Annotated in this window: 11 protein-coding genes; 3 read left to right on the top strand and 8 right to left on the bottom strand. The window is 50.1% G+C overall.

Translation table 11 applies throughout. From position 1 onward, the window contains the following. From ACI32D_RS07485 to ACI32D_RS07475, 3 genes are all read left to right on the top strand, one after another. A partial coding sequence (locus tag ACI32D_RS07485) for a hypothetical protein (RefSeq protein WP_439775957.1) occupies positions 1-290 on the top strand: 290 nt, incomplete at its 5' end. 337 nt (positions 291-627) lie between these two features. Further along, a complete protein-coding gene (locus ACI32D_RS07480) occupies positions 628-1455 on the top strand; it encodes a sunset domain-containing protein (protein WP_439775959.1) in 828 nt (275 codons plus the stop codon). Then, positions 1455-2330 (top strand): DNA/RNA non-specific endonuclease, encoded by an 876-nt coding sequence (locus ACI32D_RS07475; RefSeq protein WP_439775956.1) that lies wholly within the window; start codon positions 1455-1457, stop codon positions 2328-2330. Before ACI32D_RS07480 ends, ACI32D_RS07475 begins: the two co-directional genes overlap by 1 nt. A gap of 83 nt (positions 2331-2413) precedes the next feature. Here ACI32D_RS07475 and ACI32D_RS07470 read toward each other — a convergent pair whose 3' ends face one another. From ACI32D_RS07470 to ACI32D_RS07435, 8 genes are all read right to left on the bottom strand, one after another. Further along, positions 2414-3175, bottom strand: coding sequence for a hypothetical protein (locus tag ACI32D_RS07470; RefSeq protein ID WP_439775955.1), 762 nt, complete (start codon positions 3173-3175; stop codon positions 2414-2416). Positions 3176-3179: 4 nt separating this feature from the next. Further along, positions 3180-3695, bottom strand: coding sequence for a Panacea domain-containing protein (locus ACI32D_RS07465; RefSeq protein WP_439775954.1), 516 nt, complete (start codon positions 3693-3695; stop codon positions 3180-3182). Between the two features lie 164 nt (positions 3696-3859). Then, positions 3860-5020, bottom strand: coding sequence for a beta 1-4 rhamnosyltransferase Cps2T (cps2T, locus tag ACI32D_RS07460; RefSeq protein ID WP_439775958.1), 1161 nt, complete (start codon positions 5018-5020; stop codon positions 3860-3862). Positions 5021-5053: 33 nt separating this feature from the next. Continuing rightward, positions 5054-5689 (bottom strand): sugar transferase, encoded by a 636-nt coding sequence (locus tag ACI32D_RS07455; protein ID WP_439775953.1) that lies wholly within the window; start codon positions 5687-5689, stop codon positions 5054-5056. Then, positions 5689-6624, bottom strand: coding sequence for an EamA family transporter (locus ACI32D_RS07450; protein WP_439775952.1), 936 nt, complete (start codon positions 6622-6624; stop codon positions 5689-5691). The genes ACI32D_RS07455 and ACI32D_RS07450 overlap by 1 nt, the downstream gene beginning before the upstream one ends. An 18-nt stretch (positions 6625-6642) precedes the next feature. Next, a complete protein-coding gene (locus tag ACI32D_RS07445; protein ID WP_439775951.1) occupies positions 6643-7533 on the bottom strand; it encodes an NTP transferase domain-containing protein in 891 nt (296 codons plus the stop codon). Continuing rightward, positions 7533-8423, bottom strand: a complete 891-nt coding sequence (locus ACI32D_RS07440) for a phosphotransferase (RefSeq protein ID WP_439775950.1) — start codon at positions 8421-8423, stop codon at positions 7533-7535. The genes ACI32D_RS07445 and ACI32D_RS07440 overlap by 1 nt, the downstream gene beginning before the upstream one ends. Before the next feature lie 123 nt (positions 8424-8546). Beyond that, positions 8547-9359 (bottom strand): LicD family protein, encoded by an 813-nt coding sequence (locus tag ACI32D_RS07435; RefSeq protein WP_439775949.1) that lies wholly within the window; start codon positions 9357-9359, stop codon positions 8547-8549. Between the last annotated feature and the right edge of the window lie 476 nt (positions 9360-9835).

The raw sequence follows: 9835 nt of genomic DNA, 5'->3' as shown, positions 1-9835 counted from the left end.
ATGCTTTTGACGAGTTAATCAAGGAATTGGAAAAAAGAGATAAGAACGAGGTGACCACCATGACTGAAGTAATGCCACAATTTATCCAGGTCAAGCTTGACCGGGCCAAGAAGGAAACGACTGAGGAAGTAACTAAAGAAGTAACTAAAGAAACGACTGAGAAGGTGACGCAAGACTACTTGCGCAACATTCTGAACACCACCAACTTAACTCCGGATGGGGCCATGGATCTCCTGGGCATCCCTGCAGCAGACCGGCCTATGTACAAGAACCTGCTCAAGAAAAAGTAAGTAGCAAAAAGCGGACAAGTTCGGCTTGCCCCGCTGTGCTATAATGTAGGTATTAGGATTATGAACCAGGTTCATCGGGGATTTCCCCTAATTGCATATCTTATTATTGAGTTTGCAAAAAATGGTACCAGCTGATTACTTGTACCGAACCGGTTGGGGCGCTTAATAGGCGCTCTTTTTTATGCACTTTTTTGAACCAACTACTCGTTCTCTCTATGAGGAAGTCTCTTTCCCTTTACACGCGTGCTATAATGTAAAGTCTGAGTGTCTAAGTGGGAGCTTCGGCACTTAGCTGTTTAATCGTGTGTTTTTTGAGGAGGAAGAGATGAGGATATTTATGGCCGTATTATGGCCTATATTGCTGGTAGCATCTGCTACTATGGCAACGATTAGCTATCGTAAGAAAAAATCTGGCAAAGCTGATAAAGATTACTATTCAGTTAGAGGGTGGGGCAGCTTTGCCTTTATGTCTCTGCTGGGCGTTATGATGAGCTATCTGCCGTTAGGAATTTCAAGTATAGGCGGATGCCTCTTTATTGCCGCTTTTGTTCTGATGTATTTGGCCTATAGTAAAAAAGAACACAAGTTAAAGGTAAAAAAGGCTACCGCCTGGCTCTTGCTGGCCCTTTCTTTTGTGACTGTCGGTGTTGGCAGCGTAGCCGCGGAAGAATACAGTCCGCGGACCAAAGTCGTGGTTAAGTATACTGGCGCTAAGGAATACCAACAAGCAAAAGAAAAGAATGCAGCGCTGATTTCTGCCAAAAAGGCCGCCTTACTGGCCTACGCGCCTCTGGCTAAGAAGGTTAAGAAGCTGGAAGCTCAGGAAAAGGCAGAAAAAGAAGCAGCCGCAAAGGCTAAGCGGGAGCAGGAAAAGCAAGCAGCTGAAGCTAAAAAGGAGGCTGAAGCCGCCCGTAAAGCCGCGGAAAAGCAGGCTGCTGCCGCATCTAGTGCTAGTGATTCAAACACTGATGACCCAACTGATACTTCAAGTGACCAGCGCGGTGATATGAACACGGCTGATTCTCAGAAAATCGTTGGTAATGTCAATTCCAAAATTTATCATGTCCCTGGCCAGGCCAGCTACCGGATGAATTCGTCAAACGCTGTCTACTTTAACAGTGAAGAAGAAGCGCAGAGAGCAGGTTACCGGAGGGCTAAGAGATAATGAAAAAGAAAAGAATGATTTTTGCTGCTGGCGCGGTTGTTCTGCTTTTTGCCGTGACTTCTACCAAGCCGGTTGATTCACAGAATTATCCAAAAATTACCGTTAAGACCAAGCGGGTCAATAAGTATAAAGATAAGATCGAAGATTACAAGTCTGATAATCTTATTTTAGAAGCTGAGACTGATCGTATTAAAGGTGAGACAGAGGAAGCTAAGGAAAAGCTGGCCAAAAAGCCGGGCAGTAAGACCAGCCAAACTACGTCCACGAAAGAAACTGCTTCTGCTAAGCCGAAGCAAACTGACCTGGCATCCCTGACTTATAGCGGGCAACTGTCTACTGAAGTAAATAACAACCAACCTGACTTTAGTCAAAGTGATCTGTCAACCAGCCGCGGTGCCTGGCAGATCTACGGCAATCTGGACAGCTTGAACCGGGCTACTACGGCCAATGCAATGCTGAATCAGTCCTTGATGCCGACTGCTAAAAGAGAACCCTTGCACTGGGATCCAACTGGCTGGCACAATAAGCGTATTTCCAGCGGCTGGCTCTATAACCGGAGTCACTTGATCGGCTACCAGTTGACTGGGCAGAATAACAACCCGAAGAACCTAATCACTGGTACGGAAGAAATGAACGTATCGGGGATGCTGCCATACGAAAATGAAGTAGCTGACTATTTGAAGGAATCTTCAAATAACTATGTCCGCTACCGGGTTAAGCCAATCTTTAAAGGCGATGAGCTTCTGGCCCGTGGCGTTCAAATGGAGGCCAAGTCTGTTGGCAGCAACGCGGTTTCCTTTAACGTCTATGTCTTCAATGTCCAGCCCGGCGTTGTTTTGAACTACAGTGATGGTACCAGCCGGGTACAGAATTAAATAGCATTAAAAAGTTCTCTGCAACTGTTAGACTTCACTTCTAACGGAGCAGAGAACTTTTATCTTTTATGGACTTTAACCCATTACGTCAAGTGCAGTGTATTGAGCAGCACAATTCCCACGGTGAAAAATACAATGGAAACTATCGAAAGCGATATGCAAAATTTAAGATCAATTTGATATTCCCCATCGGCAAAAAGCTTCTTAATGCCGATAAACAGCATCAAAATTATCAAGTAGATGACGATTAGGTACACGCCACCAACTATGAAGGCATATCCCAGAGAAGCGCTAGACAGATTCTTTAAGTCGCTAAACAGATTTCCAAGAATCTCGACGGAGCCCATCATGGCGAAGGACATTGCTGTAAAGATTCCTAAGATCCCGACAAACTCTGAGTAGATGCTTTTTACTTTCTGTTGTGCCTTCTTGGAGTTCTTGACAGCCTTCTCAGCTGCATCGTTTGCGCTTTGGGCAGTACTGTTGATGTAGTCACGCTGGTAGCAGCTTAGCTTTATATGACGTTCAAGCCGTCTAAGATTGTCCGTCTTACTGATATCAACAAATTCTTTAATTCCTTGTGAAAGACTATCGAAATGGCTTTCATTGCTCTTGTTGCCAGTAGTAATTCCCATGAATTTTTCAAGATTGGTAAAGCTAGTTGGGGATAGAGCATATATTTTCTTGCTTATTTCAGGATATGCTCTAGCAAGGTTTTCCGTTTTGCAAAACGTAGTGAGGGCATTTATTACCTTGTCTTGGTTAGCTCTTTTGCTGCTTATATATTCTACAAAAGTGTCAATAGAGTGATTTATGATTTGCTGATCAGAGATTCGTGAAGCCATGGGCTTAAGCCTCGCAGTATTGTGAATCGAAGTTGTTGATATAGCAGCTTTCGATCTCCTGATTGGTATAGTCAGCAGCTGAATAGTTCTTTATTTCATCCTGATAGTTTGACCAACTAGAATCGTTATGAGTCAATTCCATCAGTCTCCAAGTCGGGATCTCAAGCAACTTCAGTAGTTCCGATTTAAGCTTAGGAAAAATATCGCGGCCAACGTCAGCTACAGAAATAGGAGGAATAGGTATAATCGTCAAAGTATCGAGTGAAAAGTCAAAGGCTTCATCATGAATCGGTGAAGACCCATTTGATTTAAAGCAGTCGTAAACCTCTCTTTCTATGGGGCCATACTGCCACTTGGCAAATTCTCCATTTATCAAGCGAGTTTTGTACTTGTGCAGGTAGAATCCCTGCAAGAAGAACAAAATCTTCTGAAGCTTTAAATTGGTTAATTCGATATTGTTTTCCTTAGCAGTATCGATTACAAAGTTTGAAACCCTAAAGACGTCAAATCCCTTGTCCATGTTAATCGCTCCTTTCTCTTGGTATACATTATGTTATTACCTTGGGTTCAAAAGAGCAAGGGAACGCATTCGGCCACTTAACACTATTCCGAAAGAGTAAACGATTTGCCTTACACTAAATAGAATCAGTAAGGCCCGCACCCAATCATGGATGCGGGCCTTCTTCATTTCAGCCACAATTCTTCGTATTCCCCGGCAATCGTGGGCCAGCTGTAGGCATGCGCGACCCGCCCCCGGGCCGCCTGGCCAAAGTCTTCAACCGCCTGCTGGCTGAAGCCTTCAACCTTCTCGATTAACCGCCGCAAACTTCCCGGCTCCTTATTCCAGTAAAGACCAGCTTTTCTGGCAACTTCCTGGTTGAAGGCAACGTCATAGAGCAGGTTTAGCTTGGTGCTGCTAAGGCTCTCCAGAAGCGACGGATTAGTCCCGCCGACTGAGTGCCCGTGCAGGTAGGCGTAGGCATTTTCCCGGATTTTTCTAAGCAAATCCTGGTCGTAAACCGTGCCCACGAACTTGATCCGCGGGTCTTGCTTGAAGTGCAATTTCTCTTCTAGTTTTGCCAAAAAACGCTCGTTAGCCGTGGTGATAATGGCCAAATCCTTCCGGCTCTTGCTCGCCATAAATTCCCTGATCATCGTCTCAAAATTATTCTCCGGCACAAACCGGCCCACGATCAAGTGGTACTGTCCTGTCCGTAATTTTTTCTCCTTCAGCCAATTGTTAAAAAGCTGGTCGCTATCGCTTAATGGACTGGCCGCCAGCTGGCTGCCATAAGCGATGAAGGCAGTCTCCGGCCGGTACTTGCCGTAGTTCTTTAAAATATAGCGCTCAATCGCAATCGAATCGCAGATCACCTGGTCGCAATTTTTGACCATCAATCTTTCTGACACTTGCCAGTATCTCCGGATCAGCCAGGGCCACTTGCCCCGCCGCCATTCATGCCCGTCCGGGTTGATGAAGACCTGTCCGCCTAAGCGGTGGATCTGCTTCACGTACTTCTTTATAAAAGGCCCGATCCGGCAGGCTAGGATGTAAAAAATCGGCCCCTCAATCTCATGCTGCTTGCAATAATCGATCCCATAGTCTAAGGCCGCCAGGTCATAATAGATCGCCTGCGCCGGACCCAGCTTTTCCGGTACCCGGATCTTATAGCAATTCGCGCCCCGGTACTTAAAGCGGATGCGGCTGCCTTCCATGGCGCCATCCCCGTTTTCCTTGCAGGCCACATGGTACTGGATCTTTTCATGATCCGCGTGCTGGTTGAGGAGCTGCTTGACGAAGGTCTCATAGCCGCCATAAGAGCCCAGGCCCTTAGAACCGATAATAAATACATGTCTCTCTTTCAGAAAAATCCCTCCTCACATCCCCGTTGGCTTAAAGAGCAGGCCAAGGGTTTTAAAAATCAACCGCAAATCCAGCCACAGGGACCGCTGGTTGATGTACTTGATATCTAATTGCACCATCTGGTCAAAATCACCCTCGTTCCGGCACTCCACCTGCCACAGGCCCGAGCATCCCGGCTTGACCAAGAGCCTTTGCCAGTCATATGCGCTGTACTGCCTGGCCTCTTCCGGCAGGGGCGGCCGGGGACCGATCAAGGCCATCTCGCCCTTAAGCACATTGACCAGCTGCGGCAGTTCATCCAAGCTATGCCGCCGCATCATCTTCCCGATTTTGGTCACTCTTGGGTCGTCTTTGATCTTAAACATGGCACCCGCAATCTCATTTTTCTCCAGTAAATCTTTTTTCAGTTGGTCCGCCCCCTCGATCATGGAGCGGAACTTCCAGATTTTAAAAGCCTGCCCGTCTTGACCCAGGCGGGTTTGCGAATATAAAACCGGCCCGCCGTCTTCTAATTTGATCTTTACCGCCAAATATAAAAGCAGGGGAGAGAAGAGGGCAAGGCCTAAGCTGCTCAAGCCCAAATCCAGCAAGCGGCTGGCCGTCCGGTAGACCAGCCGCCCCTTTACTTTCCGGTAGTCGATTTTTTCCATCAGTCATCACCTCGCTTAAACAATGCCCGCCAGTCCGCCGCCGTCAAGATGCTGCCGGCAAAGACCAGGCCGGCGAAAAAGATAATCTGCCAGTTGACCAAATCCCGGCCGCCCGCCAGAACCGTAAAGAGAAAGGCCCAGGCCGCGTAGGTCACGTTCAAAGCCATCGCCTTGCTTGGCCCAACTTGCTTAATAGCCCTGTAGTAACAGAAGTAAGAGGCCGTAGCCATAGCGCTGGCGCCTAAGAGCAGCAGGCCCAGCTTCCCCGGCCCCTTGGCCATTAGCTCGCCCACAAAGTCTCCTGCCTGTAAGGCCGTAAGCAACAGCATCCCCGAAATTACGGCTGCCGTAGTCTGCCTAATCTGCAAGGCCTGCCCGGTCTTGATCCCGCCCTTAAAGCACTTGGCCAAAATCACTGCCTCCAAGCCCCAGCCGCCGGCGCACATAATAGCGCTGGCCAGGCCCAAGACTATATTGTCTTCAGTCACTTGCCCGCTAGTAGTCAAGCCATATACTCCGGCTAAACTCGCCAAAAGGCAGACCCAGCGGGAGAGGGGGAGCCTTTCTCCCAATAGCAGCTGGGCCAGGAGGGCTCCAACCGCTGGAAAAAGGGCGCAGGCTACGGCCCCTAAAGCTGGCCCCATGAATTTGACCGCTAAAACATAGCCCGTCATCCCGACCGGGCCGCCAACCGCCGCGGCTAACACAATCCAGCCGGCTCCTTTCTGCCAATTCTTCCAGGCAGACCTTTCCCCGGACGCTAATCTCTGCCCCCACAGCCAGAAGCAAGAGAGGCTGTCATGGAAAAAGGCGCAGACGAAAGGGGCTAAAAAGGCGGCCTCTAAATCCCGGCTGAAAACCGGCAGAGCCACCGCCCCGCCTAAGAGCAGGGTTTCGATGGCCCAAGTAATACCAGCTAAAATTCCCGCTAACATGATCGCCTTCCTTCCTATTTAATAGGGATGCCCCAGCCGCTGGCAGCGGATGACCCGGCCCAGCTGGTAGAGGTAGCAATACAGGCGCCCGTCATGGCGGAAGTGAAAGCCAATCGCCTCGTTGCCCCGGCCCTTGATGGGCTTGATCCGGTCTAATTCGCTTTCTTTGGTAGCTAGAATTTTGGCGCATTTTTTCAAGATATAGGACCGGGAATCCTCTTGGTAGGACTTGTCGAACTGGCGCAAGTCTTCCAGGCTGTCGAATTCCTGGATATTGCCGGCCGGGAACCTGGCCAGCCGCATCTTGAGCAGGTCTAAGTTCTCGGCAAAAATCTCCTCCCAATACTTGCCGCTGGCCGCGTCCACCTTTTTCTCCATGATTTGAAAAAAGCACCGGGAAAAGTCTTCCCGCCAAAAGGCATGGCCCAGCATGTACCAGGAATTTTTCGCTGACTTGGTCACGCGGTCAATATAGCCCTCCCGGTCAGTCGCGATGCCCCATTCATCAGTTTCTCCTTGGCTGTACTGACCGGCATAGTAGCTGCCGGCCTTTTCCAGGCCCAGGCGGAAGGGGTTGGACAAAAAGTAGTTGTCTGCTGAGCAGATGAAGCTGTTTCTGATCACGCCCCGGGCCAGCCAGAGACTGGCCGCGCTGTTTTGCCGGGCATAGGCAGGATTGTCGATTAATTTCACTCCGTACTTGCCCTTTAAGTAAAAAAGCTGCTCCTTCTTGTAGCCGGTAACGATGTAGATGTCGTTAACTCCGGCCGCTTGTAGCTGGCGGATTTGCCGCTCAAGCAGGACTTCCCCTTTGACCTCGATCAGCCCCTTGGGCTTTTCATAAGACAGGGGAGCAAAACGGGCCCCGGTCCCGCCGGCCAAGATTACCGCGTTGTCGGCGCGCGTCATCAGGCCACCCCCGTTCTTTTCAAGGCTATTGCCGCATACTCCTTGGCATAGCGGTACTGCCGCCGGCCGTAAGGCCCCAGGGCCTGCTTAGGCTGGAAGGCCTCGCACCAGTTGGACCAGAGCAGGCCGCAGATGGCCATATAGCAGTAGATCTTGCTCTTGATGCCTTCCGGGCACTTTTGGTCAAAATACAAATCTAGCAAATGGTCAAGTTCCGCTTTTTCATAGCCGGCGTAGATGGCAAACATGGCCAGGTCCACGTGCGGGTCCTGCATCCCCGCGTACTCCCAGTCGGTTAATTGCAGTTTGCTTTGTCCGCCTTCTTGGTAAAAAAGGCAGTTATCGGCCACCGGATCCAGGTGGGTCAGGCAACTTTCCTTTGGCACTGTGTCTAAGTAGGGCTTTAAGCTAAAAATCTGCTTCTTAATTTCCTGGTAGTCGGGAAAAAGGGAGGGCCGGGATCCCCGGATTTGCTCGTATTGCTTGATCTGGGCAAAGAGGTCGAAGCTATGCGGGACTTCGATCTTGGCCTGGTGCAGGCACTTGGCTTTTTGCACCCAGCGGACTAGGTCACCTTCTTTTTTCGGGTTACAAGAGCGGGCCTGGGGCAAAAAGGGGCTGAGCTTAAAGCCCGTTTCCGGGTCCAGGTACAGGGGGGAGTCGCAGAAATTGTAGGGGGCGATGGCCTGGTAGACCGCGGCTTCCTGCTTTCGGTCGATAATTTGCCGGCCCCGCCTGGGCTGGCGGAAGTGGTAGCTTTTTCCGCCATAATCCAGGCGGAAGGAGTGGTTGGTCATGCCCTTGTGTAAAGGCACGAAATTCAGTTCATCAGGGTCAGCTTGGAAAAAGACGGCAATCGCCGTGACTGCCCGCTGACTTAAGTAGGACATGTGGTCACCTTCTTTTTCTAAAAAACTCGTGATATATCTTGTCCTAACAGCTTAGCATGGCTGATGGATAAGATAAAATGACATCTTTTAATCGCACTAAAAATTCTGCTTATGGTTAAAAGACTATTTGGGATAGATCTTGTAGTCGTGGTGGGGATAGCGGTCCTTAGCCGGGGGCAATTTTTCATAGTCCCCGTAGTATTCCCGCAAGATGGGAGCAGGATCAGCCGGAACGCGGAAGCTGGACCCGGCAAAAGGGGCGTACTTGCCCTCCCCGAAGTGTTTTTTCTCCAGCATGTGGACCCCGCCATCCGGCCAGGCCGGGACGCCGACCTTCTGCCGGCCCTCTTTCGTTTTGGTAAAAATGATCCGCTGGATTTTTTCATCAACGGCCTGGGCAAAGCCCTCGCCCCAGATCCGGTCAACCGCCTTTTTGTAAATTTGGTGGGCACTTTTGGTCAAAAAGTTCTGGGGCCAGGTCGCCGCGTAGGCGTAGTAGGCCATGTTGACCAGCTTGCAGCGGCGGTAGAGCTGGCGGGCCACCGGGTAGGAAGAGCCGTTTTCGTCCAAGGGGTAGATGTCGGTGAAGATGCCGGCAGAAAACTGCTCGGCGGGCTTGGTGGAAACGAACTCGTAGTCCTGGTTGCTAAAGCGGGCCAGGCCATAGGGATAGCCCGGGCTGTTTTCCCGGGTCGCGATCCGGTAGGGAGCAGGAAGGTCTTTTTCGCAGTAAGCGATGAAGGCCTCGTAATCCCGCCGGGGCATCCAGATGTCGGTGTCATCGTCCCAGGGGATAAAGTCCTGGTTGCGGACGGCGCCTAAGAGGGTCCCGTAGGCCAGGTAGTAGGTCAGGTCCTGCTCTTGGCAAATCCGGTCAATTATCTGGAGATTGTCCAGTTCGACCGCTTGTATCTCGCTAATTGTGAGTTTTCGCATGTCTGCCTCCTTCAAAATTCGTTTTTTGCTTTGTAGTCAAATAATTTAGCAGGCCAAAATATGGCCCGTCAAGTCTGGAAAACTTAAGAAATTCTTTCCTCCTCGTGCAAAAAGTTGCTGGAAATTTCTGAAAAGAAGATTTTTTCCTATTAGGCGACAGCCGCAAAAAGGCGGGGGATTTTTTCACAAAGTCAGTAAAAAATAAGCACGGAATCCGGAAGAACGGGAAATGGTCTTGTACAATCCTGCACTTGTGTGCTAATTTATTGCTTACAAAATTTCACGCGAAGGAGATGACCAATGAAAACACGCGACCTGCGCAAGCTCATTAAACAGCAAGGAGGCTGGGACCTGGTCCGCCAGTACGCCGCGGCCGGCAACCTGCCCCTGGCGGCAGGGCAGCTGCTTCTGCTTGGAACGAAAGAAAAGGCCCTGGAGATCCTCCGCCTCAGCGCCCAGTACCGGGTCAAGGAGAA

The sequence above is a fragment of the Lactobacillus sp. genome (genome assembly GCF_051873315.1).
Lineage (GTDB): Bacteria > Bacillota > Bacilli > Lactobacillales > Lactobacillaceae > Lactobacillus.
Note: the sequence above shows the minus strand (reverse complement) of the source record. Positions and strands in the feature narration are given on the sequence as shown.